This window comes from Streptomyces sp. HUAS YS2 (genome assembly GCF_033343995.1).
In the GTDB taxonomy this organism is placed as follows: Bacteria; Actinomycetota; Actinomycetes; order Streptomycetales; family Streptomycetaceae; genus Streptomyces; species Streptomyces solicathayae.
This window is the reverse complement of the sequence record NZ_CP137573.1, coordinates 406,503-431,980: the sequence shown is the minus strand read 5'-3', so window position 1 is coordinate 431,980 and position 25,478 is coordinate 406,503. Positions and strand designations below refer to the sequence as shown.

The following is a 25,478-nucleotide window of genomic DNA, read 5'->3' as shown; positions in this document are numbered from 1 at the left end:
TCCTCGGAAGCGATCCGGTTGAGGTGATGCGATCGCGGTCATTCGATCCACCGCCCTGGCCCGGAGGCAACCGATTATTTGTTCGCCGAGCTGGGCGAGGCGGGTGACCCCGGCGGCGTGTCGGACCGGGCCCGCTCGCCCGGCGGTCGTACGAACGAATGCCAGATGGAGCAGCACGCCTGGGGGTGCGGCGGTCCCGCCGCCCCGATGACCGCATGGGAGCAGACCCCGATGGACAGCAACGCGTTCGTCTACACCACGTACATCCTCACCACGCCCGACGACCTCTGGAAGGCGCTGACCGACCCGGAACTCACCCGGCAGTACTGGGGCGTGGCCTTCGAGTCGGAGTGGACCGTCGGGGCGACGATGGTCTGGGACGAGGCGGGCCGGAAGACGGCGGACCCGGAGCAGGTGGTCCTGGAGGCGGTGCCCGGCCGCCGGCTCTCGTACACGTGGCACACCTTCACGGAGGAGTGGGCGCGGATCGCCGGGATCGGGGAGGACGCGCTCGCCCGGCTCGCGGCCGAGCGGCGCTCGAAGGTGAGCTACGAGATCGAACCGTCCGGGGACATCGTCAAGCTGACGGTCGTGCACGACGACCTCGAGCCCGGCGGCACCATCCGCGGCCTCATCGGCGAGGGCTGGCCGGTCCTGCTCTCCAGCCTCAAGACGCTGCTCGAAACCGGCGAACCGCTGCCCGAACCCGCGCGCTGACGACCCGCGGCGGCGCGGGCGTTGGTGCTTTCGAGTCGTCTCCGGGGGCGGAGCCGCGCCACGCCCGGTGCGTTGATCATCTTTTCCGATCTCGTCCGTTTTGATGCTCGCACACCACACGGACGAGTCGGGGAGGGCCGCATGGCGCCGGTGCACAGGTCGGTCAAGAGCTGGGGAGCCGTCTCCGTGGTGGCGGGGGTCGTCCTGCTGACCGCAGCCGCCCGGCCTGCGGGCCCGGACCGGCCCGCGGACGACGGCGGCTCGTCCGCCGGCGACGGCACCGCGGTCGTCTCCGTCGCCCGTACGTTCGCCGACGCCGGGGCGGTACTGGACGACTGCGGCGGCGCCGACGGGGTCTGTGCCGCGACCGGCGCGGTGCACCGCACGGCCGTACTCACCACCCGCCCCGGCCAGGACGCCGCGGGCACCGACGCCGGACCCGCCCTGCCGGACCTGCCCGCCTGGCCCGGCGGGCCCGTCGAGATCCGGCTCAAGTCCCCGGGCGGACTGGCCGACATCACGGTCGCCGACAGCCGCGGCCGCCGCCTCGCCGGGGTCGTGAGCCCCAACGGAACGCGCTGGACCAGCACCGGACAGGTGCCGGCCGGCCACCGGTACACCGTCCGGATCGCCGTAGAGGACGCGGGCCGCGGCGCGGCCGGCGAACGCCGTTTCACGCGCCTGCACTTCGCCACCGCCCCCGCCCCCGCCGCCTCCGACGAAGGCCGGCTCACCGTCGCGTTCGGGCCCGGCCCCGGCCGCTACGGCGTCGGCCAGCCGCTGACCGCCGAACTCAGCCACCCCGTGCCGGCCGGGAACGCTCACGCGCGGGCCCACGTGGAACGCGCCCTGGAGGTCCACTCCCAGCCCCGCGTCGAGGGCGCCTGGCACTGGGTCGGCCCCACCACCCTGCACTACCGGCCTCGCACCTACTGGCCGATCCATGCCACCGTCCACGTCCGCTCCGCACTCGACGGCGTCCAGATCACCGACGCGCTCGTCGGCGGCCCCTCCCGCCCGCTCACCATCGGCACCGGCGACCGCGTCGAGGCCGTCACGGACGTCGCCGCCCACCTCATGACCGTCCGTCGCAACGGCCAGATCGTCCGCACCATCCCCGTCACCACCGGCAAGGCCGGCTACCGGACGCGCGGCGGCATCAAGGTCGTCCTCGGCAAGGAACCCCTGGTCCGCATGCGCGGCGACTCCATCGGCATCTCCAAGAAGAGCAAGGACTTCTACGACCTCAAGGTGCGCTGGGCGACCCGCGTCACCTGGAGCGGCGAGTACCTGCACGCCGCCCCCTGGTCCCTGGACGCTCAGGGCACCGACAACGTCAGCCACGGCTGCACGGGCATGAGCACCGAGGACGCCGCCTGGCTCTTCGCGGCGGTGCGCGAGGGCGACATCGTCCAGGTGGTCAACGGCGAGGGCGAGGAGATGACCCCCTTCGACAACGGCTTCGGCGACTGGAACCTCCGCTGGCCCGACTGGCAACGCGGCAGCGCCCAGGGCCCCGCCCTGAGCCGCGAAGCAGAGGCCACCGGGCCTCTGCACCCCGAGGTCTGACGGGTGGTCAACCGGAGAGCGCGTAAGTCACGAGCCGCAGACGCTCGGCGGGCAACGGAACCCGTACGTCGGAACGCCCTCGTCCGAGGACGACGGCCAGGCGGCCCCGGCGTATCGCGAGCCGGTTCGGCAGTGCGGGGCCGTCGGCGCCCGCTCGCCCGCAGACCCACGCACCCCCTCTGCCCGGCGCTACTCGGGCCGTCAAGGGCGGGGCGCGGCCCGCTCGTTCGGGCCTTGGAGAGGGTCCGGGGAGGGTTCGCCCTCGACGACGTACTGGAAGGTGAATCCGTGGGCGGCCGGGCCTTGGAAGGTGTGCGGGGTGTGCTGCCATTCGGGGAGCGGGGCCGTCCAGGCGTCGTCGCTCGCGATACGTGCCACGCGCAGGGAGAGTTCCGGCACTCTGCCGTGTTGTCGTACCGGGCCGACCGCCACGGTCGTCCCGCCGGTCCGGACCGGTGTCAGTGCCACGCCGACGGGGCGCAGACCGGGTGGCCACAGGGACCACTCCCAGTTCACGTACGCGTACGACGCGCCGGCCGTCGCCCCCGACCGGACGAGCCCCAGGGCCTTCGGCGCACGGCCCGCGCGGAGTTCTTGGAGGAGCGCCTCGGGGTCCTCCGGGGTGACGCCCGCAGTGGTGAACCAGGTCTCGTCGGCCCCGTGCTTCGGCCGGCCGGCCGTCCCCTGGGCCGTACGGCCGTCGGCCGCCCCGCACCCCGCCGACAGCGCGAGCAGGACCGCCGAGGCGGTGGCGAGGACCGCACGTGTTCCGGTGGGGCGGGTCATGGCGGGTCCTCCGTCCGGCCGGGGCGGACCACGTCCGGCCCGGCGGCGGGCCGCGGTGCGCCGAGCCCATGACACCCACCGGCCGCCACGGCCGCATCTCGACGCCGCCGAATGGCCCCGCCCGGCCCGCCCGTGTGGGCCCGAGCGGCCTCCCTGGCTGCGCCGCGTCCGCAGCCGGGTTAGCGTTCCAGGGTCCGGTCACACGCGAGGGATGAGGTTTGGCAGCGGTGTCGACGCCACATCACGAAGCGTTCGGCGCACCGTGCTGGGTCAGCCTGATGGCACGCGACCTCGACGCGGCGCAGCGTTTCTACGGAGAGGTCCTGGGCTGGCGGTTCCGGCCGTCCGAGCTCGGACCCGAGTTCTCGGTGGGCTTCCTCGGCGGGCGCCCCCTGGCCGGTATCGGCGCCATGGCCGGGAGCCTGTCCGTGCCCGTCGCCTGGACCCCGTACTTCGCCGTCGACGACGCCGACGTCGCCGCCGCACGGATCCGCGAGCGCATCGGCACCGTCGCCGTCGGCCCGCTGTCCTTCGGCACCGGACGCGCCGCCCTCGCCGCCGACCCGCAGGGCGCCGTGTTCGGCATCTGGGAGGGAAAGGCCATCCCGGACTGGCGTTCCGACGCCGACGACGACGGCGGCCCCGCCTGGCTGGAACTGCGCACCCGGGACGCCTTCGCCGCGGCGATCTTCTACGGCGAGGTCCTCGACTGGGCGGGTGGCCGGCCCGACTGCGTACAGGTCTCGTACGAGGGTGAGCACGTCGTCCTCCGGCACGGCGGAATGGCCGTGGCGCGGCTGAGCGGAGGCGCGGTCGAGGAGGCCCCCGACCCACAGATCCGGCCCCGCTGGCACGTGCACTTCCGGGTGCCCGACGTGGCCGCCGCCACCGACACCGCGGTGCGGCTCGGCGGAAGCGTCGTACGAGGCGTGCACAGCGGCGGCGCGGGCCATTGGACGACCCTGCGCGACCCGGACGGCGGGCTGTTCACGATCGGCGAGTCCGGAACCGCCGCACCTGCCGCGCCCACCCGCACGGAGGCCTGAGACGCGCCGCCGGCGGCGGTGTGCGTTCGCCGTCCGCCGGGTGGATCCTGGGAACAGGAACGGTTGCGCGACCGCATCGGCCCGGGGGCGGGTCGGGAGCCGCGGACCACGCACGGTAGGCACGGTATGCGGACAAGGAGGCAGGCCATGACACGTACGGTGCAGTGGACGGTCGGCCTGAGCCTGACCGAGGACGAGGGCACGACGAGGGCCCGTGCGGAGCTCGACACGGGCACATCGACGCTCACCGGCAAGGGAACCGCCCGGTGCAACCCGTCGGACGTCGACGTCCCCGTGATCGGCGACGAACTGGCGGCCAGCCGCGCCATGAAGGACCTCGCGGCGCAGCTGATGCGAGAGGCCAACCGGGACATGGAGGCCGTCGGCGCGGGGACCGTGCCGCAGCACACCGGCCCCGGCTACGGCTGGCCGGAGGCGGTCACCTGACCCGCCCGCGGCCGCCGTCCGACGGCTGAACGCCCCAGGCCCCGGGGCGGCGGGAGACCGGTCCGGGAGCGGCGCCGCGCCCGGACATGGGCGGTGCCCCACCTGGTACCACCGTCCGGTGCCTCACCTCGTACGCCCGCTACGCCCCGCGCGTGACCGGCGCCCCGTCGCGTCGCCGGCGCGTGACCGGCGCCCCGTCGCGTCGCCGGCGCGTGAACCGTGCTCCGTCTCGTACGCTGCCCCGGGGGGTACCTCTGCCCTGTTTCGTCGTATCTCCGCGTCGCCCCGGCCTCCTCACGCTCCCAGCGCTTCGTCCTCCTCGTACCCCAGCCGGTCTTCCACCTCCACCACGCCGTCCACGCTCTCGCACAGCCGGACGACGATCGGGCCGAGGCTCCGGCGCGGCAACGTGCCGCTCAGCGTCACGCGGCCCTCGTCGACGTCGATCGTGACGGCGGACGGCGGCAGCCCGAGCGTGCGGGTGACGATCTCCTCCAGGATCTCCTCCTGGATCGCCCGGTCGCGGCGCAGGAACAGCTGCAGCAGATCGCTGCGGCTCAGGACGCCGATGAGCCGTCCGTCGCCGTCCACCACCGGCAGCCGCTTGATGCGGTGCCGCTCCATCACCCGCGCCGCCTCGACGGCGCTCCAGGCCGGCCGGGCCACGACCGCGGGGCTGGACATCATGCCCTCGGCGGTGCTCGGCCCGTTCTTCTCGGTGTGACGGCGCAGTAGATCGGCCTCGGACACGACCCCCACGGGCCGTTCGGCGTCGTCGACGACGGGCACGGCGGTGATGCCGTACTCGTCGAGCAGCCGCGCGATCTCCTTGAACGGTGTGCCGCGCTGCACGGCGACCGCCGTCGGGGTCATGAGATCGGCGACACTCCTGTGCCTCATCGCGTGCTCGTCCCTTCTCCGCCCCCGCGTGGGGGCGCGGGCACCGGTCTCTCCGGTGTCCCGATAACGGAACGGGTGGTTCCATGGAGGTGGTTCCCCGCTGGAGGGTCCGAGGGCCCGGACGAGGAGTGGCCCCGATGGACCGAGAGACGCAGTCGCCCCGCAACGGGGCCCCGCACCCGCGCGGCGACATCGGCCGCAGGGTGGCGGCCCGACGGCACGAGCTCGGGCTGTCCCGTGAGGAGCTGGCGCTCCGGGCGGGCTCCGCGCCCGGCTACATCCAGTACCTGGAGGAACAGCCCGCCACGCCCGGCGTCGCCTTCCTGCTCCGGCTCGCCGACGCGCTGGAGACCACGGTGCCGGTCCTGACCGGCGCGATCCCGGGCGGCCGGCCGTACACGGCGCTGCTGCGCACCGTGGAACTCGACGCCGCCGAATGCTGGGACCTGCTCGACGCGCACGGCCTCGGCCGGATCGCCCTGACCACCCCCGACGGCCCTGCCGTCCTCCCGGTGAACTACCTGGTCACGGACGGCGAGGTGGCGTTCCGCAGCAGCAGCACCAGCACCAGCACCAGAAGCGGCAGCAGCGCTCGGCCGACCGCCGCCGGCCCCGATGTGGCCTTCGAGGCCGACCACATCGACGAGATGTCCGGGCAGGGCTGGAGCGTCCTGCTCGTCGGTCCGGTCCACGACGTCACCGACCCCACCGTCGTCGAACGGCTGGCCGCCCGCGCGGACGGCGGCCCCTGGACGGGCGGCGAGGACAGTCACTGGACGCTGCTCGCCCCCCGTCGCGTCACCGGCCGTCGGATCCTGCTCGCGGGCTCCTGAGCCCGCCGCGCGGGCCCGTGCCGCACGCGGCAGGGCGTGACTCACGCGTACCCACGCGTCCAGTCCGGGCCCGTGCGGCGCCACTCGTACTCCCATTGGGCCGCCCGCCGCCGGTCGGCGATCCGGCGGACGCCGACACCCACCACCGCGGCCGTGCCCGCGGCGAAGGCGGTCGAGGTGACGCCGATGGTCGCGGCGCCGAGCCATACGTCCGTGCCGCTGAGCGGCGGACTCGTCATCCGCCCCTTCTCGTCCAGCCAGATGGGCGTCTGCTCGCCGCGCTTGGTGTCGGCGGGGACGAACGCCTTGCCCTGGCCCTGTTGACCGTCGCTCCCGGTCCACCGGACCTTCACCTGCGCCTTGATGCCCCGCCCCGAGTCGTACGTCGACGGGGCCACGTCCGAGGCGTTCTCCAGGACCACCGCGGGGACCCGCTCCCGGGTCGCCGCCTGCTCCACCGCGACGGCGCTGTCGTGCCTGTACACCGACCAGCCCGCCGCCAGACCGGCGACCGGGGCGCCTACCCAGAGCGCCACACCGACGACGAGCAACGCCCAGGCCTCGACGACGTCCACGGGCCGGCGCAGCGGATGGTCGCGCCATTCCTGTCTCCACACTGGCGCGGCCATCGCATCCACCACCCCTCCGCAGGGCCTCCCCTCCAGCGTGCTCCTCCCCTCCGGAGGCCGCCACGCGGCGGGCAGCGCCTGGAGAGGATGCGGCACGCGGTGCCCCGCGTCCTGGCGGACAGGGGGTCGCGCCCGGATGATGTGCGGGTGAGCTCCCCGCCCCCGCTCCCGGCCGACCCGCCCACCCCTACCGCCCGCCTGCTCGCCTCCGTCGCGGGCGTGGTGGCCGGCTACGCAGCGCTCGCGGTGGCCGAGCTGGTCGCCGCAGCCGTGCGGCCCGAGGCCGGCCCCGTGACCGCGGTCGGCGGCTCGGCGATCGACCTGACGCCCGCGCCCCTCAAGGAATGGGCGATCCGCACATTCGGCGAGAGCGACAAGACGGTCCTTCAGCTCGGCATTCTGGTCGTCCTCGCCGTCGTCGCCGTGCTGCTCGGGCAGTGGGAGCTGTGGCGGCGGGGCGCCGGCGCCGCGGGCCTGCTGGCCTTCGGCGTCATCGGCGCGGTCGCTGCCGCGACCCGGCCCGACGCCGGCTCCGCCGCGGACGCCCTGCCATCCCTGGTGGGCGCGGCGGCCGGGGCCGGCCTGCTGTACTGGCTGGTCGGACGGCTCGTCGCCCGCCCCGGAGCGCCCGCCGGGTCCCGGCGCCGCTTTCTCCTCGCGGCCGGCGCGACGGCCCTGGCCGCCACCGGCGTGGCCGCCCTCGGCCGGTCCCTCGGCGCGAACCGCTCGAAGGACGCGGAGGCGTCCCGCGCGGACGTGCGGTTGCCCCGCCCCGACGAGCCGGTCCCGCCGCGCCCCCGCGGCACGCAGCTCGCCGTCGCCGGCATCAGCCCGTTCATCACCCCGAACAAGGACTTCTACCGCGTCGACACCGCCCTGGTGGTCCCCAAGATCGACGCCGCGCGCTGGCGGCTGCGCGTCCACGGCCTCGGGGTGACCAAGGAACTCACGCTCACCTTCCAGGATCTGCTGGACCGTCCGGTGATCGAGCGCGACCTCACCCTCAACTGCGTCTCCAACGAGGTCGGCGGCCCCTACATCGGCAACGCCCGCTGGACCGGCGTCCGGCTCGCCGACCTGCTTCGCAAAGCCGGCGTGCGCCCGCCGTCGCGCGGCGGTCCGGCCGACCAGCTCGTGGCCCGCTCCGTCGACGAGATGACGATCGGCACCCCCGTCGAGGACGTCATGGACGGCCGCGACGCCCTGCTCGCCTTCGGGATGAACGGCGTGCCGCTGCCCTTCACGCACGGCTTCCCGGTCCGGATGCTCGTTCCAGGCCTGTACGGATACGTCTCCGCCTGCAAGTGGATCGAGGAGATCGAGCTCACCACCTTCGACGCCTACGACGCGTACTGGGCGCGCAACGGCTGGGCGGCCCGAGCGCCCGTCAAGACGCAGTCCCGCATCGACACTCCGCGGGACCAGGCCCGGCTGCGCGCCGGGACGGTCGTCGTCGCGGGCGTCGCCTGGGCGCAGCGCCGCGGCATCGAACGCGTGGAGGTGCAGGTGGACGAGGGCCCATGGGAGCGGGCCGAACTCGCCGCGTCGGACGGCCCGGACACCTGGCGGCAGTGGTTCCTGCGGTGGCGGGCGACCCCGGGCGAGCACACCCTGACGGTCCGCGCGACCGACGGAAGCGGCGAGACGCAGACCGCCCGGCGCACCGGCACGATGCCGGACGGTGCGACCGGGCGGCACACGATCAGGGTCCGCGTGGAGTGAGTTCCACGGCGGCCGACGGGCCGCTGAGCGGCCCGGGTCCTGGGCCATGGGGCTCCCCCCGGGCGGTACGCGGTGGTACCGATCCTTCGGGAGGTCCGGGCGACCGCCGGCCGGGCGGCCCCCGAACCGGGGACCGACGGCGCCTCACGCGGCTGTGACGAGCAGGTGGACCGCGAGGACCACGATCAGCGTGCTCGATGCCGTCGCCGTGGCCAGGCGGCCCCTGCTGCCGGTCAGTGACCGTCCGAGGAGTGCGCCGCCGGAGGCGAGCAGCAGCTGCCAGGCCGCCGACGCGGCGAACGCGGCCGCGACGAAGACGGAGCGGTTCACCGGGCCGGTGAGGGAGCCGCTCGGCCCGCCGATGACGAGCGCGGCGAAGTAGACCACGGTCAAGGGGTTCATGATCGTGATCCCGAGGAAGCCCAGGTAGGCCCGGAGTGGACCGAGGGGCGTCTCCTCGCTCGCCGGCCCGGCGGGTCCGCGGGCGCGGTACCGCGCGATCGCCGTCGCCGCCCCGCGCACCGCGAGGGCGACGAGCACGACGGCGGAGGCGATGCGCAGCGGTACCAGGAACGGCTGGAGGACGGGGACGAGGGCCGCGCCGCCGGCGACGGCGATCAGCGCGTACAGGCCGTCGGCCGTCGCGACCCCGAGGGCGGCGCACGCGCCCGTCCTCAGGTCCGTCCGGGCCGTGACCGCGACGAGGTAGGTCGCGACCGCTCCGACCGGCATGGCGATGCCGAGTCCGGCGAGCAGTCCGGCGACCAGCGCGCCGCTCACGCGTGCGGCGGATCGAGCCTCCGGTGAAGGCCGGTCTGCTGCTGCTCACGCACCGAACGGTCGGCGGGGATCAGCGGCAGCAAGGCGTGGAAGGTCGGGTTCATGCGCCGGATCGTGCCCGACCCGGCTCGTCCCCGACAAACGGTTTTCCGCACCCGCCCCGTCGGCCCCGGACGCCGTTGCCCGCGCCCGCGCCCGCGCCGGCGCCGGCGCCGGCGCCGGCGCCGGCGCCGGCGCCTGTGCCGACGCCGTGGCCCGCCCCGCCCCGCCCCGCGCCGTCCGCCCGGAGCGTCAGCGTCGCGCGTCCTGGTGGTACGCGTCCGTGACGCAGTCCGCAGCGCACCCAGCCCGCTCGAACCGACGGCGCAGCACGTTGCCGGCCTGCCACCGGGGGACCTCCACGTAGCCGAACCGCTCGTCGAGCACCCGCAGGACGTCGGCAACGGTCACGATGGCCGGTTCGCCGTGACCCGCCGCGTCGCGTGCCGACGCGATCGCCAGGTCCGCGGAGCGCACCAGATGCCTGTGGTACAGCCGTGCGTCGACGGCCCGCGCACGGGCGCGGGACAGAGGGCGCACGATCCGGCCCTTCCAGATGACCCCGACGGCCATCAGCACCGCGCCGGAGACGATCACGAGCAGTCCCACCAGGCATCGACTCCCCACGGCCGCACCCTCGGCGGCCTCCTCCGGCGTTCCGTCCCGCCGCCTTCTAGGAGTCCTTCCCTCCCGGCACCGGTTCCCACGCGTCCGGGGGCCCGGATTCGTACAGAACGGTGTGGAAGCGCCCCGGCCCCGCCCGTCCCGACTCCTCCCGCCCCGCCGGGTCCGCGCCCAGCGCCCGGACCGCCTCGACGGCGAACGCCTCCTCGCGGGCGTCGGTGAACAGCCTCTGCGGATAGGTCCGGGTGACGTCGGCGACCGTGCGCAGCCCGTACCCCGACAGGGTCTCGGCGACGGGCACGTACGAGACGGTGCGCAGCACGAACGCGCTGACCCGGACGGGCCGACGGGCGCAGGCGAGGAGCGCGTCGAAGGTGCGCCGGGTGAGGTAGCTGCCGCCGCCGGTCAGGGTGAGCAGGCCGACCCCGGCCATCGCCTCCCGCAGCCGTGCGCTCGGCGCGTCCCGTTCGAGGTTCTCGGCGAACGCGTCGTCCAGCAGGCCGACGTCCTGGGCGTACCGGAGTGCGCGGCCTGCGATGTCGAGCCCGATGACGTGGAGGGCGTCAGCGCGCCGCCGCGCCCCGTAGAACTGCTTGTCCCGCAGCACGAGTTCGGCCGTGGTGAGGTCCTTCACGCCGGGCGCGGTGTAGTGCCGGTACAGCTCCGACAGCGACACGTCGTGGTTGAGCAGGGCCGCGTTGATGCCGTACGAGCAGCACAGGTCCAGGACCGTCCCGCCGTCCGTCGCGGCCGCGGCGCGCCGGAAGGCGGCCTGCGCGTGGTGCGGGATCTCGTACTCCAGCGGAGCGAGCCGCCGGAAGTACGCCCGCGGGTCGGGCCGGTCGTAGATGTCGTCGAACCGCGCCTTGCCGGACATGGCGTACGCCTCCTCCTGCATCCAGGATCTCGCACCGCGCGAGCCCGGAGCGATCCTGCGCTCCGCCCGTCCCCGTTCTCCCGTACGCATCGGGGGCGCACGGGGGCAACACCCGTTCGGCGGCGCGGGCGGCAGGGCGGGGGCGCGGGCCGCATCCGGACAGGTTCGTGCACGGGTCTTGTCTCCGGGCGCCGACCTCCCTACGGTTCCGCTTACTTACTTGAAAGTAACACCGTCGGTAACACCGCCGGGACGCCGGCATCGGGCCGGCAGAGACCACCGGGAGGACCATCGTGTCGACCGCACCGCGCAGCCGTGCCCGCCGGACGGCCGGGTGCATCGCCGCCGCGCTCGCCGTACTCGCCACCACCGGCTCCGTTGCCGCCCCGGCGGCGGCCGATCCCGGTCTGCGCGAGGTCATGTTCGTCGGCAACAACTGGGAGGGCACCGCCGACGTCGTCGAGGCGCGCGGCGACTTCGCCCGGATCGGCCGCGTGAACGTCATCCCGGACAAGGCGGACCGCCTCCGCGAGATCTACTGGAACCCGCTGAAGCTGGCGTTCTTCCTCGGCATCCGCGAGTCCGCGGGCGAGGGCCACGACCAGTTCGTCGACGACATGTACTCCACGCCCGACGGCACCGCCGTGGTCGTCTCCCGGCCGAGCTTCGCCGACGTGGTGTCGATCGACCTCGCCAGCGGCCGGATCAACTGGCGCTTCCCCGTCTCCGGGTTCCGCTCAGACCACATGGCCGTGTCGCCCGACGGCACGCGCGTCGCCGTCTCCGCGTCCACCTCCAACACGGTGCACGTCCTGGACATCCGCAGCGGCCGTGAGCTCGGCTCGTTCAAGGGCGGCGACAAGCCGCACGAGAACGTGTTCAGCCGCGACGGCCGCTACCTGTGGAACATGGCGATCGGCGAGGTCAACACCGCGCTCGACGCCCCCTGGCTGGACTTCACCAAGGGCGACCGGCACATCAGCGTCGTCGACGCCACCACCTACAAGCAGGTGCGGACCATCGACATGCGCGAGCGGCTCGACGCCTTTGGCCGCAAGGACCTGTCCGACGCGGTCCGCCCGGTCGCCTTCACCCCGGACGAGCGGCACCTGTACTTCCAGGTGTCGTTCTTCAACGGCCTGGTCGAGTACGACGTGGCCGCCGACAAGGTCACCCGGGTCAAGACCCTGCCGAAGAACCCGGAGACCAGCGAGGACCGCACGACCTGGGTCAACGACTCGCGTCACCACGGCCTGTCCATGAGCCCCGACGGGGACCACCTGTGCGTCGCCGGCACCATGGACGACTACGCCACCGTCGTGGACCGCGAGACCCTCCAGGAGGGCCCGCTGATCCCGGCGTCCAAGCCGTACTGGGCGACCGTCAGCGGCGACGGCAAGTCCTGCGTCATCTCCGAGAGCGGCGCCGACCGCATCACCGCGATCGACTTCTCCACGGGCCGGAAGGTCGCCTCGGTACCGGTGGGCGACCACCCGCAGCGCGTCCGCGTCGGCCACGTCACCGCCGACTGGCGGCGCTGACCGCGCGGCCACCGGACCGGCGGGTCAACGGGTGCGCAACGCCTCCGCGACGGCGGCCGCGAAGCGGTCCAGGTCGCGGGGGCGGCGCGAGGTGATCAGCCGGTAGCCGCCCCTGTCGTCGATCACGACCTCCCGGTCCACCCACGTCCCGCCCGCGTTCGACAGGTCCGCCCGCAGCGTCGGGTACGAGGTCAGCTCCCGACCGGCGGCCAGCCCGCTGTCCACCAGCAACCACGGGCCGTGACAGATCGCCGCCACCACCTTGCCCGCGTCTGCGAAGGCCGAGACCAGGCGCTGTGCGTGGTGGTCGATCCGGAGCCGGTCCGCGTTCACCGTGCCGCCGGGCACCACCACCGCGTCGTAGTCGTCCGCCGACACCTCCGCGAACGTGGTGTCCGGCCGGATCCGCTCGCCGGGTCCCCGGTCGGAGACCACCGTCTCGATGTCGTCGGACGTCCGGGCCGCCACCGTGACCCGCGCACCCGCCCCGCGCAGGGCGGCCACCGGCTTCTGCAGCTCGCTCTGTTCCGTGCCGTGGTTCGTCGTGATGACCAGTACGTTCCGGCCCTCCAGGGACTTCTCGGGCATGCCGCCTTCCTCCGCCGCCGGGTGTTCCTCCCCTCCAGCCTCGCCCGGCGACCCCCGGGCCGCAATGCGTTGGCGGGGGCGGCGCTGACCGCCTAGGGTCAGCGGCCATGGCGATCATGGGAGCAGACGACATCGACGCGGCGGTGGAACTCACCGCCGCTTCTCTACGCGCGGTGACGGACCGGGACTGGTCCGTCCACGCCTCCGGACTGGAGTGGAGCTGTTACGACACGGCCGTGCACATCGGCAGTGACTTCACCGCCTACGCCGGGCAGTTGACCGGCCGGGCCACCGACGCGTACGTCCCGTTCGAGATCGCCGCCGACCCCGGCACCACCCCGGAGGGTCTGGTCCGGATCATCGAGGCGACCGGCGGCCTGCTGTCCGCCGTGGTCCGGACGTCCCCCGCGGAACTGAAGGCCTGGCATCCCTTCGGCAGCGCCGGTGGTGACGGCTTCGCCGCCATGGGCGTCCTCGAAGTGCTTCTGCACACGTACGACATGCTCGGCGCGCTCGACGTGCCCGGCTGGCAGGGACCCGCGCCGCTCTGCGCCAAGATCCTCGACCGGCTCTTCCCGCACACCCCGCGCAGCGACGACCCGTGGCAGGACCTGCTGTGGGCCACCGGCCGGGCCGAGCGTCCCGGACTGCCCCGGCTCGCCGCCTGGCGCTGGTACGCCGACCCGCTGCGCGGCGAACGCCTGGTGCTCTGCGAGGTGTCGCCGCGGGTGGCGGACGACCTGCACGCGGGCGGCACCGGCGGCTTCGCCTGGGCGGACGCCGGTCCCGGCGAGGGCATCCGGAGCGCGGCCGGCCGGGTCGTGAAGGCCCGCGACGAGGGCAGGTTCCGGCCGGGCTGGGGCACGTACGCGATCGTCCGCGCAGACGACGGCCTGGCCGTGGGCGGCATCGGCTTCCACGCCGACCCGGACGGCGACGGCACCGCCGAGATCGGCTACGACGTCGTCGAGTCGGCGCGCGGCCGGGGCTACGCCACCGAGGCCGTACAGGTGCTCGCCGACTGGGCGTTCCGGCAACCTGGGGTCGCCGCGCTGCGGGCCCGCGCCGACGAGGACAACGATGCCTCGCGGCGGGTGCTCGCCCGCGCCGGCTTCGCCGAGACGGGCACGGTCTGCTACGAACTCAGAAGACCCGCCGTCGCCTGACCGCGCAGGGCCCGGGCCGGCCGCCGAGGCCGCCGGCCCGGCGCCCACGCCAACACACCGCGCGAGGCCGAGGGGCGGGTACGGTCTTCGACCATGACCGAGCCCGCCTTCCTCCACGCCACCCGGGTGTCGTACGACGCCATAGCCGCCGACTACGCCGAGCGTTACGCCGGAGTGCACGACGCCCAGCCCCTCGCCCTGGCGATGCTCGACGCCTTCGCCGCCCTCGTCCGCACGGCCGGCGGCGGCCCCGTGGTCGAGGTGGGCTCCGGGCCGGGGGAGGTGACCGCGCGGCTGCACGGGCAGGGCCTCGACGTACGCGGCGTCGACCTCTCCCCGGCGATGGTCGCGCTGGCCCGCCGGGACCACCCGCAGCTGCGGTTCGAGGAGGGCAGCATGACCGCCCTGGACCTCGGCGACGGCGCCCTGCGCGGTCTCGTCTCCTGGTACTCGCTGATCCACATCGCCCCGGAGGCCGTCCCGGCGGCGCTCACCGAGTTCCACCGGGTGCTGGCCCCCGGCGGACTGCTGCTGCTCGGCTTCCAGGTCGGCGACGAACCGCTCAGCTTCACCGAGGCGTTCGGGCACGCGGTGGACCTCGACTTCCACCGGCTGCGACCGGAGAAGATCGAGGTACTGCTCCGGGAGGCGGGCTTCACCGTCCAGGCCCGGATGGAGCGCGCGGCGGACCCGGACGAATCGACTCCGCAGGCCTACCTGCTGGCCCGCAAGGCGCGGTAGCGCGCGGGCCGGCCGCCGCTCAGAGCCAGCCGTTGCGGCGGAAGCTGCGGTGGATCACGTAGCAGGCCAGGGCCATCGCGCCGAGCGCGGCGGGATAGCCGTACTCCCAGTGGAGCTCCGGCATGTGGTCGAAGTTCATCCCGTACACGCCGCACACCATCGTCGGCACCGCGATGATCGCCGCCCAGGCGGTGATCTTCCGCATGTCCTCGTTCTGCGCGAGCGTCACCTGCGCGAGGTGCGCCTGAAGGATGGAGTCGAGCAGCGCGTCGTACGACGCTATCTGCTCCGTCACCCGCGTGAGGTGCCCCGCCACGTCCCGGAAGTACGGGACGAGTTCGGCGTCGATCGGCGTCGTCGGACCGGCCGCCAGCTGCTGGAGCGGACGGTCCAGCGGGGCCACCGCCCGCTTCAGCTCCATGAGCTCGCGCTTGAGCTGGTAGATGTGCCCGGGGTCGGCCCGCGCCGCGTCCTCGCTGAACACCTGCGTCTCGACGGCGTCGAGGTCGTTCTGCAGGGCGTCGGTCACGGCGAGGTAGTCGTCCACCGCGCGGTCCGTCACCGCGTGCAGAACAGCGGCAGGCCCCTTCGCGAGTTGGTCGGGGACCGACTCGAGGGCCTCCCGCAGCGGTCCGAGCGAGCCGTGTCGGCCGTGGCTGACCGTCAGGACGAAGTCCGGCCCGGCGAAGACCAGCAGCTCACCGGTGTCCACCACCTCGCTGGTCGCGGTCAGTTCCCCGTGCTCGACATAGCGGCAGGTCTTCAGGACGGCGAGGAGCGTGTCGTCGTACCGCTCGAAACGCGGCCGCTGGTGGTGGTGCAGGGCGTGCTCCGCCGCGAGCGGATGGAGCGCGAACAGCTCGGTCATGCGGGTGACCTCCTCGCCCGACGGTTCGTGCAGACCGACCCAGACGAATCCCGTGCCCGCCTTGCGGACCCGGGCCAGCGCCTCCTCCGCCGGGTAGGCGCCCGGCTGCCGCACCCCGTTCTCGTAGATCACGCAGTTGACGACCGAACTGCCCAGCGGGGACCGGGCGGGATGGCTCAGGTCCACGGTCCGTTTGTAGGCGCGGCGCATCAGACGCCTGAGGTTGCGGATCACGGACACGCGGGTGGCTCCTTCGTTCGACCGGCGGACAGTGTGCCATCTGTTCGTTCGTAGACAGTGTCTACGCCCTGGTGGTAGACAAGGTGCCATGAGTGATCAGCAGGAAGCCGGGCTGCGGGCCCGTCTGGTGGCGGCCGGAGTCGAACTCGTGACACGGGAGGGCGTGCAGGCGCTGTCCCTGCGCGAGATCGCCCGCAGGGCCGGTGTCTCGCACGGAGCACCCCGGCGCCACTTCCCGACCCATCTCTCGCTGCTGTCCGCCATCGCGGCCGAGGGCTTCGGCGCGCTCGGCGCGCGGCTCGCGGCGGCGGTCGGCGACGACGCGGCGACGCCCCGGGAGCGCGTCGCCGCGCTGGGGCGGGCCTATCTCGACTTCGCCTTCGGCGAGCGCGGCATGTACGAGCTGATGTTCCGCCACGACCTGCTGGAGAGCGGGCAGAAGGGCGGCCTGCGCGCCACCAGCCTGCCGCTCTTCGCGGAGTTCGTGGCGCTCGTCGGCAGCGCCCGGCCGCAGGGCACCGTTCCGCCCGCCGTGGCCGCGGGGGCGCTCTGGGCCAACCTGCACGGCATCGCCCAGCTCTGGGGCTGGGGCAGCCTCCAGCTGGCGACCGGCGCGGACGCCGTCGAACCGCTGCTGCGGGCCGCGCTCGACGCGCATCTCGGGCCGGAGGACGGACGATGAGCGGGGGAGCGGCGGAGGCGCCGGCCACGGCGGGCTCCGGTTCGCGCGCGGACGCACCGGAGCCCGGGAGTGCCGTGTCGCGCGCCCGGCGGGGGGTGACGCTGGCCGGGAGCATCACCGGGGCCGTGATCGTGGCGCTCGACGGGACGCTGCTCACCGTCGCCCAGCCGACCCTGCAGCGCGACCTGGACGCCACGTTCGCGCAGGTCCAGTGGACCAGCACCGGTTACCTGATCGCCGTGGCGAGCCTGCTGGTCCTCGCCGGGCGCCTCGGCGACCGCTACGGCCACCGCCGGATCTTCGCCGTCGGCACGCTCGGCTTCGCCGCCGCGTCCGCGGGCATCGCCCTCGCCCCCGGCATCGGCTGGGTCGTCGCACTGCGGGTCGCCCAGGGCGTGTTCGGGGCGCTGCTCCAGCCCGCCACCCTCGGGATGCTGCGCGCCGTCTACCCGCCCGACCGGCTCGGCATGCCGCTCGCGCTGCGCACCAGCGCCATCGGCCTCGCGGCGGCCGCAGGACCGCTCGTCGGCGGCGTCCTCGTCGCGCACTTCGGCTGGCGCGCGGTCTTCCTGCTCACCGTCGTGCCGGCCCTCGCGATCGCCGTGCCCGCGCTCCTGTACCGGGAGAACCCCGAGCCCTCGCCCGCCGCGCCGCTCCCGCTGGACCTGCCGGGGGCGGGGATGCTCGCGGCGGCCCTGGCCTGTTTCGTGCACGCCCTCGTCGCACTGCCGGATGGCGGTTCGCGCGGGGGGTCCGTCCTCGGTCTCGTCGCGGCGGCGGCCCTCGGCGCGGCGTTCGTCCGCCGCGAGCGGCGCACGGCGAGCCCGCTGGTACCGCCCCGGGTGCTCGCGCCCGCCGCCGTCCGGGGCGCGCTCGGTGCCCTCGTCGCAGCTTCCGCGGCGCTGTTCGGCGCCCTCTTCGTGTGCACGTACTTCCTGCAGGACGTGCTCGGCCTGGACCCGCTGGCGACCGGGCTGACCGTACTCCCGCTCGCCGTCATGATGGTCCTGGCCGCGCCCCTCGCCGCGCTCCTGGCGCGGCGCTGGGGCCCGCGCCGGACGACCGTCGGCGCGGCGCTGCTGCTCGCCCTCGGGGTCCTGCTGCTGGCCCGGCTCGACCCGGACTCCGGCCGCGTGGCCGTCGCCGGCGCGTCGCTGCTCGTCGGCGCCGGGTTCGGCGCCGTGATGGTCACCGCGACGACGGTCGTGGTGCGGCACGCCTCGGTCGCCGACGCCGGCGTCGCGGGTGGCCTCCAGCAGACCGCCATGAACGTCGGACCGGTGCTCGGTGTCGCCCTGGCCACGACCCTGCTGGCCCGCGGCGCCTTCGCCGAGGCGACCGGCCCCGCCCTGACCGCCCTCGCCGCCGTTGCCGCGGTCGGAGTGCTGCTCGCGGCACGGCTGCCACGGAAGTGATCTTCGGAGCGCGATCGGCATAGGGTGGCCGGGACGACGAGGACGGCGTGACAAGGAGGTTCGCGGTGAGGGAGTTTCGGCCGGCCGGAACAGAGGCGTACATCCGCTGGCTGGACATCCCGGGCGACGACCTGGTCGCCCCGGTACGGGTGTACCTGCACGGCCTGGGCTGCTCGGCGTCCTCCGACTTCGCGCACGTCGTCGCCCGGCCCGGCCTGTCCGGCGCCCGGTCGCTGCTGGTCGACCTGCTCGGCCACGGCCTGAGCGACCGCCCCCGCGACTTCGACTACACCATGGCGGAGCAGGCCGCGGTGGTCGCGGAACTCCTCGACCACGAGCGGATCCGGGACGTGGACCTCGTCGGGCACTCGATGGGTGGCGCGGTCGCGATCCAACTCGCCGCGGCCCGCCCGGATCTGGTGGCCCGCCTCGTGGTCGCCGAACCGAACCTGTACCCGGGCGGCGGTGCGTTCAGCACCCCGGTGGCGAAGCAGTCCGAGGAGGAGTTCGTACGGGAGGGGTACGCCCGCATGCTCACGGAGCAGGCGCCCGACTACGCGGCCCGGGTGCGGCTCACCGACCCGGCCGCGCTGCACCGCAGCGCCGTCGCCCTCCTCGAAGGCACCGTGCCGTCCGGCGGCGAGCTGCTGACCGGGCTCGACCGGCCGCGCGCGTTCCTGGTCGGCGCGCACAGCCGCCCCGATGCGGAGGCCGACGGCGTGGCAGCGGCCGGGGTGCCGGTCTTCGAGGTGCCCGGCGCCGGCCACAACATGCTGATCGAGAACCCGGGCGGGTTCGCGGAGACGCTGGTCCGCGCCCTCGCCGGGGCGCGCCCGGCCGCCTGATCCGCCGCAGTGCGGGCGGGGTCGCCGCGGCCCCGCCGCACGGAGGGGAAGTGGTACGACGGGGCCTGCTGGGCGGCTGCCCGAAGGCCCCCCGGCTATGCCCGGTTCATAGCGATATGTCCAGCCAAGGGTGGTGCGAGCGCAGAGGCGCGCCGACGGTGCGCCCCGAGGCGAGGTCCAGCTCGTGCCCGGAGACGCCGCTGGTGCCGAACTGGCCCTTCCCGCAGGCGCGTTGGCGACCGTACGGTCGGTCCGAGACTGTCAGGCACCCAACGAGGAACGTGAACCGTGATCGTCATCGCCCACGTCAGCGACATCCACGTCGACGAAGAAGAGCGCAGCGCCGCCCGGACCAGGGCCGTCATGGAGTACCTGGAGGGGCTGCCGTACGCGCTGGACGCCGTTCTCGTGACCGGTGACATCGCGGATCACGCGAGCCCCGTCGAGTACGAGACGGTCCGCGAGCTGCTGCGGTCCCGGCATCCGGTACTCGTGTGCCCGGGGAATCACGACGACCGCGGGACGTTCCGCCGCTCGCTGCTCGGCCTCGAGGACGGGGAGCGGCCGGATGCTCCGGTCAACCGGGTGCATCGTGGGGACGGCTTCGTCGTGGCGCTGTGCGATTCGTCCGTGCCGGGCAAGGACGAGGGGTTCCTCGAGGACGAGACGCTGGAGTGGCTGGAGGACGTGCTGAGCGGGACGCCGCGGGACGTGCCCGTCCTCGTCGGCTTCCACCACCCGCCCGTGCCGCTGAACACGCCGTTCGTGGACGAGATCCGGCAGTTCGGCGAGGAGCGGCTCGCCGCACTGGCGGGCCGGCACCCGCACCTGGCCGCGTTCCTCGCCGGTCACGCCCACACGGCGGCCGCCACGACCTTCGCCGGACGCCCGCTGCTGGTCGCGCCCGGTGTCGTCTCGGCGCTCCGGCTGCCGTGGGAGCACCCCGGAACGACCGTGGAGTACGTGCACCTGGACCTGCCGCCCGCCCTCGCCTTCCACGTCCTCGACGACGAGGGCCGGCTGACCACCCACTACCGCACGGTGTCCGTCTGACGCCGGGCTCGTCCGCTCAGGAGTAGTGCGGGACCTCGGCCGCGGCCCAGTCGGCCAGCGCGCGGGCGCATTCTGCGACCGACTCGCGCCAGCTGCGGGCCGCTCCCTCGCCGGCCTCGTCGCTGACGTGCTTGACGATCCGCAGCGGCACTCCGGCCAGGCGGGCGGCCGTCGCCAGGGCGTAGCCCTCCATGTCGACCAGGGCCGCCCGCTCCGCGAGGCGGGCGCGGGCCGCCTCGTCCGAGATGAAGGCGTCACCCGTCGCCAACGTCGCGGCCCCGTCACCGTCGCCGTCCGGCAGCGTCAGGGGCGCGCCGTAGCGTTCGCCGGTCAGCGTGGCCAGCAGATCGCCGTCGAGGTCGTGCTGGAGCACGGTCCCGACGACATGGGTGCCCGTCCAGCCGGGGCGCAGCGCGCCGGCCGTGCCCAGATTCACGATCCCGGACGGCAGCGGGCCGCGCCCGAGGACGGTGGACAGGGCGGTCGCCGCGTTCACCTTGCCCATGCCGGTCAGCAGGATCGGCAGCCTCGTCGCGAGGAACTGCGCCTCCTCCTTGACGGCCAGCACGAGCAGCGGACGGTCGGTGGTGATCTGCCCCATGAGTTCCATGGCCCCCACGCTAACCGTGCCGCGCCGGCGAGCGAACTCCGGGGCGGCGCTGAAAAGAGGGTGCCCCCGGCCCTGGGCGGCGGGCATGATCGACGCCATGACCTCCCCGAGCTTCCCCCACCCCGAGTGGATCACGATCGCCGGATACGGGAACGTCGCCGGCCGCCCCGCACCGCTCGCCGCCGTCCGCGCTTGACTGCGTGAGCGCGGCGTCGACTGGATGCCGTTCCGCCCCGAGGACATCGGCTGGAGCCTGTCCTGCGGCCCCGGGCCCGACGGCCGCTGGCACGGCTGGTTCGACGTCCGGGTCCGCGCCGAGGCACTGCGCCCGCTCGGCCTGCACCCCGATCAGCCCACCGCGCGGCCCGCGGCCGGCTCGCCGCCCGCCTGGTGGCACGCGGCGGCCGACCGGGCCGCCGACGGGATCTGGCCCCTGGACAGCTGACACCCCCGACGGCCTCAGCCGCCCTCGAAGGCGGTCGTGCCGTCCGGGAGGACCGCCTCCACCGCCGTGCCGTGCTCCACCGTGCGGCTGACCGTGCAGTACCGCTCGTGCGTCAGCCGCACCCCGCGGGCGAACTTCTCCGCGGCCTGCTCGTCACCCGCCGGCAGTTCCATCTCGTAGCTCACCCTGATCCGCCCCACCCGGCCCTCGTCCTCCGGTCCGGACACCGACTCGACCACGATCCGCAGCCCGTCGTGCTCGACGGTCCGCGCGGTCCGGTCCACCACCAGGCCGCCGCATCCGCCCATGGCCGCCAGCAACAGCTCCACCGGCGTGAACGACGGCTGCGCCCCGTCGTCGTCCGCCGCCCCGATCCGGACCTCCGCGCCCCGGTCGTTGCGAGCGGTCCACCTCCGGAAGCCGTCCCGTACGGTCTCGATGCGGTAGTCGGCCATGGTGCGGGGCTCCTCGGGGTCGAATACGGCGTGTCCACCCAAGGAACCCCACGTCCTCCGCCCACGCCAACCGGGCGCGCCGTGAACCAGCCTCACACCGGCTTCAGGCCGTCCTCGGTCCGTCCTCGGTCCGGCCTCAGACCGGCATCAGCCGGGCGATGAGCGCCCCCAACTGACGTGCGTTGCGGCACGGATGCATCTCCACCAACCCCGCGTACGTGAGCGCGACCGAGTCGCCGGTCTGCCACAGCGAGGGCTGTTCGGGATTGAGCCAGTACACCCGCCGCGCGCGGTCCGCGATCGCCTTCAGGGCCGGGAGGTTCGGGTCGCTCATGTTCGTCCGCGCGTCGCCCAGGACGAACACGACCGTCCGGGGGCCCACCGCGTCCGCGAACCGCTCGGCGAACTCGCCCAGCGCCGTGCCGTAGTCGCTCTGCCCGTGCCAGCTCGTCAGCGTCCCCTCGGCGAGGACCCGCTCGCCGAGCCCCGCCGGGTCCGCGGAGGCGCGCGCCACGAGTTCCGTGACCTCGTCGACGCGGTTGACGAAGGCGAACACCCGTACCTTGCTGAACTGGTCGTGCAACGCCTGCACCAGCAGCATGGTGAAGTTCGCGAACCCGGCCACCGACCCCGACACGTCGCAGAGCAGCACGAGTTCCGGTCGTCCGGGCCGCCGCCGGCGCAGCACCGGCCGCATCGGGACACCTCCGGTCGACAGCGACCCGCGCAGCGTGCGCCGCAGGTCGATGCTGCCCCGGGCCGCATTGCGGCGGCGCGCCGCCAGCCGGGTGGCGAGGGTGCGCGCCAGCGGCCGTACGGTACGGCGCAGTTCGTCGAGCTGGGCGCGCCCCGCGAGCAGGAAGTCCACGCTCTCCGGCGTCCCGCCGACGGCGCGGCGCGCGACCCGGTCCCTGCCCTGCCGTTCGGCGACCCGGCGCCGGGCCTCCGCCCCCACCCGGACCCGGAACGCCTCGATCCGCCGCCGGATCTCGTCGTCGTCCAGCCGGTCGGTGAACTCCGCCGCCTCCGCACCGCCTCCGCCGCCGCCCCCGGACCCGCCGGTACCTCCGGAGCGGCCCGCCCGCTCCGCGCGGATCGCCGCCCGGACCCGTACGAGCAGGGTCTGCGGCCGCAGCCGGTCCAGGGTCTGGTACGAGGACCAGCCGTCCGCCCCCGGCGTCGAGCCGTAGCCGCCGAGCGCGCCCACCGCCTCCGCCGCCAACCGGTCGAGCAGGGCCCGGTCGTCGGCCGCCAGCGCGGCGACGAGGCGTTCGCGCAGCTCCGCCGTGTCCGGCGTCCCCGCCTCGGGAGGAGGCCCGTCCGCGACCCCGACGCGCAGTGGAAAGTACAGGTCGAAGACCCGGTCGAACAGCGCCCGGTGGCCCTCCTGGTGCAGCAGCGTGGCCGCCAGGCCCTCCCGCATCCGCTCACGGTCCTCGAACCCCAGAGCCTCCAGCGCGTGCCCCGCGTCCACGGTCTCACCCGGCCCGATCGCCAGCCCGTGCGCCCGCAGCGCCTGGACCAGCCCCGTCAGCCGGTCCGCGACCCCCGCCGGCGAGGCGGCGGCCCCCGCCCCCGGGTCCGCGATCACACGGCGTCCAGATCGAGCTTGGCCGCGGCCTTCAGGATGTCCTCCTGGTGCTTCAGGACCACCCCGAGGCTCTCCCGCACCACGGTCTCGTCCAGCGTCGCCGCGCCGAGCGCCAGGAGCGTGCGGGCCCAGTCGACGGTCTCCGCGACCGAGGGTGCCTTGCGCAGGTCCATCGCCCGCAGCGCCGCGACCACCCGCACCACCGAGGCCGTCAGCGCCTCGTCGATGCCCGGCACCTTCATCCGGACGATCCGGCGCTCAAGCGCCTCGTCCGGGAACCCGATGTGCAGGAAGAGGCAGCGGCGCCGCAGCGCCTCCGACAGCTCGCGGCTGGCGTTCGACGTGAGCACGGTGAACGGCCGGCGCGTCGCGCCGATCGTGCCCAGCTCCGGCACGGTGACCTGGAAGTCGCTGAGCACTTCGAGCAGCAGCCCCTCTACCTCGATGTCCGCCTTGTCCATCTCGTCGACCAGCAGCACCTTCGGGTCGTCCCCGCGGATCGCCGTCAGCAGCGGACGGGCCAGCAGGAACTCCTCGCTGAAGATGTCCGTGCGGGCCTCGTCCCAGTTCTCCCCGCGCCCCGCCGTGATGCGCAGCAACTGCTTCGCGTGGTTCCACTCGTACAGGGCACGGGACTCGTCCACGCCCTCGTAGCACTGGAGCCTCACCAGACGCGCGCCGGCGACCTGGGCGACCGCCTTCGCCAGCTCGGTCTTGCCGACACCGGCCGGCCCCTCCACGAGCAGCGGCTTGCCCAGCCGGTCCGCCAGGAAGACGGTGGTGGCGACCGCGGGCGAGGCGAGATAGCCGGTCTCGGCCAGCCGCGCGGCCACGTCGTCCACCGAGGCGAAGTACCCGCTGGAGCTGAATTCCCCGGTCGTCATGGCGTGTTCCCCCGGCTCTCCCGAAACGCGTCGATGCTGCTCCCGTACTTGATCAGCCCGTCGCGCCGCCGCACAACGGGGCGCCGACGTTTGCGGTGAACGTCACGCCGAACCCGCTCGGGGGTCGACCGGCGGCGGCGTCTCTGCCAGAGTCACCGGCCGAGGACAGGCGCGGCCGGGAAGGGGTTCACGCACATGACGGAGGAGACCACGGAGCGGCGGCCGGGCCTGCTGCCCCCGGGCCTCGGGCGGGCGATACGCGACACCGCGGACGAGATCGCGGCCCTGCTGCGCGACGCGCCCGACACCGGGCTGCCGGTGCCCGGCCTGACGTGGACGGTCGGCGAGACCGCGGCCCATCTCGCGCAGGCCAACCTGCTGATGGCAGAGGTGGCGGCCGGCCATGCGCGCACGCACGGCGACGGCACCCCGGGAAGCATCGCCGACGCCAACAGTCGCGTCCTCGCCGAGTTCGGCGAGCGCGCCGCCGCGCCGCTGGCCGATTTGATCGCGCAGCAGGCCGCGGACTTCCTCACGGCGATCGAGGAGCGCGACCCGGAGGAGGTCCTCGTGACGCCACTGGGCCCGATGGACCCCGCCACGTTCGGCTCGTACCTGCTGACGCACATGCTCGGCCACGGCTACGACCTGGCCAGGGCCCTGCGCACGCCGCACATGATCGACCGCACGCGAGTGGAGCTGACGCTGCCGTTCATGCTGACCGCCATGCCCAGAGTGGTGGACCGGGGGGCCGTCGCGGACCTCAGCGCCCGCTTCACGGTCCGGCTGTGGGGCGGTGCACGGTTCGGCGTCACCGTGGTGGACGGTGCCGTCACCGTCAGCGCCCGCCCGGTGGACCGCCCGGACTGCACGATCTTCACCGAGCCCGTCGCGTTCTTGCTCATGGGGCTCGGGCGCCGCGGGCCGTGGGGCGCCGTGGCCAGGGGCCGCGTGCTGAGCTGGGGACGCAAGCCATGGCTGGCACCCCGCTTCCCGACCCTGTTCGTGGCGCCCTGAAGCAACCCGACCTCGACCTGAACCTCAGGTGGAGGTTCAGGTCGAGGTCGAGGGTGAGACTCGGACCGTGACGGCCTTCAGGCAAAGATCAGGAGAAGACGACCGACCGGAGCTTGAGCCGCGCAGAGCCGTAGCCGGTGAGCGGGCGCATCGTGAAGTGGTCGCCGGTGCAGCCCGCCCCGGTGAAGACCGTGGTCGTGGCGTCCGTCCGGTTGCCGGTCGCCGTGATCGATCAGGTTTGCGCTCCTGGAGCGCACGACACTGCGCGCCTTCCCCGCCCACACCCCCGACGTGCGCCGCTGTCCTGCTGAAACGATCCCTTGTCACCCGCTCGGTGTGCCGTGTGGCCCGTGGTGCTGATGGAATGG

Annotated in this window: 27 protein-coding genes; 15 read left to right on the top strand and 12 right to left on the bottom strand. The window is 74.2% G+C overall.

Annotation, left to right across the window (positions count from 1 at the left end; all coding sequences use genetic code 11):
• Positions 1 to 78: 78 nt before the first annotated feature.
• Positions 79 to 717, top strand: coding sequence for an SRPBCC family protein (locus R2D22_RS02080; RefSeq protein WP_318100621.1), 639 nt, complete (start codon positions 79 to 81; stop codon positions 715 to 717).
• 141 nt (positions 718 to 858) lie between these two features.
• Positions 859 to 2,286, top strand: coding sequence for a L,D-transpeptidase (locus R2D22_RS02075; protein ID WP_318100618.1), 1,428 nt, complete (start codon positions 859 to 861; stop codon positions 2,284 to 2,286).
• Positions 2,287 to 2,487: 201 nt separating this feature from the next.
• On the opposite strand, the gene R2D22_RS02070 is transcribed toward R2D22_RS02075, so the two are convergent.
• A complete protein-coding gene (locus R2D22_RS02070) occupies positions 2,488 to 3,072 on the bottom strand; it encodes a hypothetical protein (protein WP_318100617.1) in 585 nt (194 codons plus the stop codon).
• Between the two features lie 278 nt (positions 3,073 to 3,350).
• Between R2D22_RS02070 and R2D22_RS02065 the strand changes: the two genes are divergently transcribed.
• Positions 3,351 to 4,118 (top strand): VOC family protein, encoded by a 768-nt coding sequence (locus tag R2D22_RS02065; RefSeq protein ID WP_318100615.1) that lies wholly within the window; start codon positions 3,351 to 3,353, stop codon positions 4,116 to 4,118.
• Positions 4,119 to 4,265: 147 nt separating this feature from the next.
• Complete coding sequence (locus R2D22_RS02060) at positions 4,266 to 4,565, top strand: DUF1876 domain-containing protein (protein ID WP_318100613.1); 300 nt, start codon at positions 4,266 to 4,268, stop codon at positions 4,563 to 4,565.
• Positions 4,566 to 4,859: 294 nt separating this feature from the next.
• Here the strand turns inward: R2D22_RS02060 and R2D22_RS02055 are convergent, their stop codons facing one another.
• A complete protein-coding gene (locus R2D22_RS02055) occupies positions 4,860 to 5,465 on the bottom strand; it encodes a CBS domain-containing protein (RefSeq protein WP_318100610.1) in 606 nt (201 codons plus the stop codon).
• 137 nt (positions 5,466 to 5,602) lie between these two features.
• Between R2D22_RS02055 and R2D22_RS02050 the strand changes: the two genes are divergently transcribed.
• Positions 5,603 to 6,298 (top strand): helix-turn-helix domain-containing protein, encoded by a 696-nt coding sequence (locus tag R2D22_RS02050; protein ID WP_318100608.1) that lies wholly within the window; start codon positions 5,603 to 5,605, stop codon positions 6,296 to 6,298.
• Positions 6,299 to 6,339: 41 nt separating this feature from the next.
• Here R2D22_RS02050 and R2D22_RS02045 read toward each other — a convergent pair whose 3' ends face one another.
• Complete coding sequence (locus R2D22_RS02045; RefSeq protein WP_318100607.1) at positions 6,340 to 6,927, bottom strand: Rv1733c family protein; 588 nt, start codon at positions 6,925 to 6,927, stop codon at positions 6,340 to 6,342.
• A 141-nt stretch (positions 6,928 to 7,068) separates the two neighbouring features.
• Here R2D22_RS02045 and R2D22_RS02040 point away from each other — a divergent pair, with 141 nt between their 5' ends.
• On the top strand, positions 7,069 to 8,649 hold the full coding sequence (locus R2D22_RS02040; protein ID WP_411977120.1) for a molybdopterin-dependent oxidoreductase: 1,581 nt from the start codon (positions 7,069 to 7,071) through the stop codon (positions 8,647 to 8,649).
• Positions 8,650 to 8,793: 144 nt separating this feature from the next.
• Here the strand turns inward: R2D22_RS02040 and R2D22_RS02035 are convergent, their stop codons facing one another.
• The 3 genes from R2D22_RS02035 to R2D22_RS02025 all read right to left on the bottom strand — a co-directional run bounded on the left by R2D22_RS02035 (position 8,794) and on the right by R2D22_RS02025 (position 10,969).
• Positions 8,794 to 9,429 (bottom strand): LysE family transporter, encoded by a 636-nt coding sequence (locus tag R2D22_RS02035; protein WP_318100601.1) that lies wholly within the window; start codon positions 9,427 to 9,429, stop codon positions 8,794 to 8,796.
• Between the two features lie 291 nt (positions 9,430 to 9,720).
• Positions 9,721 to 10,077 carry a hypothetical protein gene (locus R2D22_RS02030; RefSeq protein ID WP_318100599.1) on the bottom strand — a complete coding sequence of 119 codons (357 nt, stop codon included), beginning with the start codon at positions 10,075 to 10,077 and terminating at the stop codon, positions 9,721 to 9,723.
• A gap of 64 nt (positions 10,078 to 10,141) precedes the next feature.
• The gene (locus R2D22_RS02025; protein WP_318100596.1) at positions 10,142 to 10,969 is read right to left on the bottom strand and encodes a hypothetical protein; all 828 of its coding nucleotides are present in this window, start codon (positions 10,967 to 10,969) and stop codon (positions 10,142 to 10,144) included.
• A gap of 293 nt (positions 10,970 to 11,262) precedes the next feature.
• On the opposite strand from R2D22_RS02025, the gene R2D22_RS02020 reads away from it, so the two are divergent.
• Entirely contained in the window at positions 11,263 to 12,510 is a 1,248-nt protein-coding gene (locus tag R2D22_RS02020) for a YncE family protein (protein WP_318100594.1), read from the top strand.
• Positions 12,511 to 12,534: 24 nt separating this feature from the next.
• Here R2D22_RS02020 and R2D22_RS02015 read toward each other — a convergent pair whose 3' ends face one another.
• Positions 12,535 to 13,098: a type 1 glutamine amidotransferase domain-containing protein gene (locus R2D22_RS02015; protein WP_318100592.1), complete on the bottom strand. Its 564-nt coding sequence runs from the start codon at positions 13,096 to 13,098 to the stop codon at positions 12,535 to 12,537.
• 107 nt (positions 13,099 to 13,205) lie between these two features.
• On the opposite strand from R2D22_RS02015, the gene R2D22_RS02010 reads away from it, so the two are divergent.
• Together R2D22_RS02010 and R2D22_RS02005 are read left to right on the top strand one after the other, a co-directional pair.
• On the top strand, positions 13,206 to 14,264 hold the full coding sequence (locus R2D22_RS02010; RefSeq protein ID WP_318100591.1) for a GNAT family N-acetyltransferase: 1,059 nt from the start codon (positions 13,206 to 13,208) through the stop codon (positions 14,262 to 14,264).
• Positions 14,265 to 14,357: 93 nt separating this feature from the next.
• A complete protein-coding gene (locus R2D22_RS02005; protein ID WP_318100589.1) occupies positions 14,358 to 15,005 on the top strand; it encodes a class I SAM-dependent methyltransferase in 648 nt (215 codons plus the stop codon).
• A 19-nt stretch (positions 15,006 to 15,024) separates the two neighbouring features.
• Here R2D22_RS02005 and R2D22_RS02000 read toward each other — a convergent pair whose 3' ends face one another.
• A complete protein-coding gene (locus R2D22_RS02000) occupies positions 15,025 to 16,113 on the bottom strand; it encodes a magnesium and cobalt transport protein CorA (RefSeq protein ID WP_318100586.1) in 1,089 nt (362 codons plus the stop codon).
• 88 nt (positions 16,114 to 16,201) lie between these two features.
• Between R2D22_RS02000 and R2D22_RS01995 the strand changes: the two genes are divergently transcribed.
• From R2D22_RS01995 to R2D22_RS01980, 4 genes are all read left to right on the top strand, one after another.
• On the top strand, positions 16,202 to 16,795 hold the full coding sequence (locus R2D22_RS01995) for a TetR/AcrR family transcriptional regulator (protein ID WP_318100585.1): 594 nt from the start codon (positions 16,202 to 16,204) through the stop codon (positions 16,793 to 16,795).
• Positions 16,792 to 18,210 carry an MFS transporter gene (locus tag R2D22_RS01990; RefSeq protein ID WP_318100584.1) on the top strand — a complete coding sequence of 473 codons (1,419 nt, stop codon included), beginning with the start codon at positions 16,792 to 16,794 and terminating at the stop codon, positions 18,208 to 18,210. The genes R2D22_RS01995 and R2D22_RS01990 overlap by 4 nt, the downstream gene beginning before the upstream one ends.
• 65 nt (positions 18,211 to 18,275) lie before the next feature.
• Positions 18,276 to 19,055: an alpha/beta fold hydrolase gene (locus tag R2D22_RS01985; RefSeq protein WP_318100583.1), complete on the top strand. Its 780-nt coding sequence runs from the start codon at positions 18,276 to 18,278 to the stop codon at positions 19,053 to 19,055.
• A gap of 288 nt (positions 19,056 to 19,343) precedes the next feature.
• Positions 19,344 to 20,108: a metallophosphoesterase gene (locus R2D22_RS01980; protein ID WP_318100581.1), complete on the top strand. Its 765-nt coding sequence runs from the start codon at positions 19,344 to 19,346 to the stop codon at positions 20,106 to 20,108.
• Positions 20,109 to 20,124: 16 nt separating this feature from the next.
• Here R2D22_RS01980 and R2D22_RS01975 read toward each other — a convergent pair whose 3' ends face one another.
• Complete coding sequence (locus tag R2D22_RS01975) at positions 20,125 to 20,718, bottom strand: nucleosidase (protein ID WP_318100578.1); 594 nt, start codon at positions 20,716 to 20,718, stop codon at positions 20,125 to 20,127.
• A gap of 220 nt (positions 20,719 to 20,938) precedes the next feature.
• Between R2D22_RS01975 and R2D22_RS01970 the strand changes: the two genes are divergently transcribed.
• Positions 20,939 to 21,163, top strand: a complete 225-nt coding sequence (locus R2D22_RS01970; protein ID WP_318100576.1) for a hypothetical protein — start codon at positions 20,939 to 20,941, stop codon at positions 21,161 to 21,163.
• 14 nt (positions 21,164 to 21,177) lie between these two features.
• Here the strand turns inward: R2D22_RS01970 and R2D22_RS01965 are convergent, their stop codons facing one another.
• The 3 genes from R2D22_RS01965 to R2D22_RS01955 form a co-directional block, all read right to left on the bottom strand.
• A complete protein-coding gene (locus tag R2D22_RS01965; protein ID WP_318100573.1) occupies positions 21,178 to 21,618 on the bottom strand; it encodes an OsmC family protein in 441 nt (146 codons plus the stop codon).
• Between the two features lie 136 nt (positions 21,619 to 21,754).
• Positions 21,755 to 23,209: a VWA domain-containing protein gene (locus tag R2D22_RS01960; protein ID WP_318100570.1), complete on the bottom strand. Its 1,455-nt coding sequence runs from the start codon at positions 23,207 to 23,209 to the stop codon at positions 21,755 to 21,757.
• The gene (locus R2D22_RS01955; RefSeq protein WP_318100568.1) at positions 23,206 to 24,093 is read right to left on the bottom strand and encodes an AAA family ATPase; all 888 of its coding nucleotides are present in this window, start codon (positions 24,091 to 24,093) and stop codon (positions 23,206 to 23,208) included. The genes R2D22_RS01960 and R2D22_RS01955 overlap by 4 nt, the downstream gene beginning before the upstream one ends.
• Before the next feature lie 195 nt (positions 24,094 to 24,288).
• Here R2D22_RS01955 and R2D22_RS01950 point away from each other — a divergent pair, with 195 nt between their 5' ends.
• Positions 24,289 to 25,110 (top strand): maleylpyruvate isomerase family mycothiol-dependent enzyme, encoded by an 822-nt coding sequence (locus R2D22_RS01950; RefSeq protein WP_318100566.1) that lies wholly within the window; start codon positions 24,289 to 24,291, stop codon positions 25,108 to 25,110.
• The last annotated feature ends 368 nt before the right edge of the window (positions 25,111 to 25,478 follow it).